The organism is Pseudomonas sp. ICMP22404, from assembly GCF_006227205.1.
Lineage (GTDB): Bacteria > Pseudomonadota > Gammaproteobacteria > Pseudomonadales > Pseudomonadaceae > Aquipseudomonas.
In genome coordinates this window covers 1-502 of sequence record NZ_VCNG01000062.1, presented here as the reverse complement: position 1 = coordinate 502, position 502 = coordinate 1, and the positions used below count along the sequence as shown (strand labels likewise).

At 59.8% G+C, this 502-nt stretch carries 1 protein-coding gene; it reads right to left on the bottom strand.

Going from position 1 to position 502, the window contains the following annotated elements:
• Nucleotides 1-502: immunoglobulin-like domain-containing protein (locus FGE05_RS29660; protein WP_139650439.1), on the bottom strand; the 502-nt coding region annotated here is incomplete at both ends.

Genomic DNA, 502 nt, shown 5'->3' with positions numbered 1-502 from the left:
GGTGCTGACGGTGCTGCCGTTGTTGTAGACGTCGTTGGCTAGTGTCTCGACATTGACGCTGCCGGTGGTTTCGCCCGCTGCGATGGTGATGACCGAGCCGTTGCTCAAGGTCACGGTCACTGGCGTCTGCGCTGCGTTGGTCAGGGTCGCTGTGTAAACAATCGAACCGCCTTCAGTGATGGTCTCGCTGGCACTCAGGGTCAGGCCAGTGTTATCCACCGAGTCAGTGATCGTGGTGACCGCAGGCGTAGTGTCCGGGACCAGGTTTTCGAAGTTACCGCCGGTCGCACCGGTGATGGTGGTGCTGACGGTACTGCCGTTGTTGTAGACGTCGTTGGGCGATGTCTCGACGGCAATGGTGCCGGTGGTTTCGCCCGCAGCGATGGTAATCACCGAACCGTTGCTCAGTGTGACGGTGACTGGTGTTTGAGCGGCGTTGGTCAGGGTGGCGGTGTAAACAATCGAACCACCTTCGGTGATGGTTTCGCTGGCGCTCAAGGTC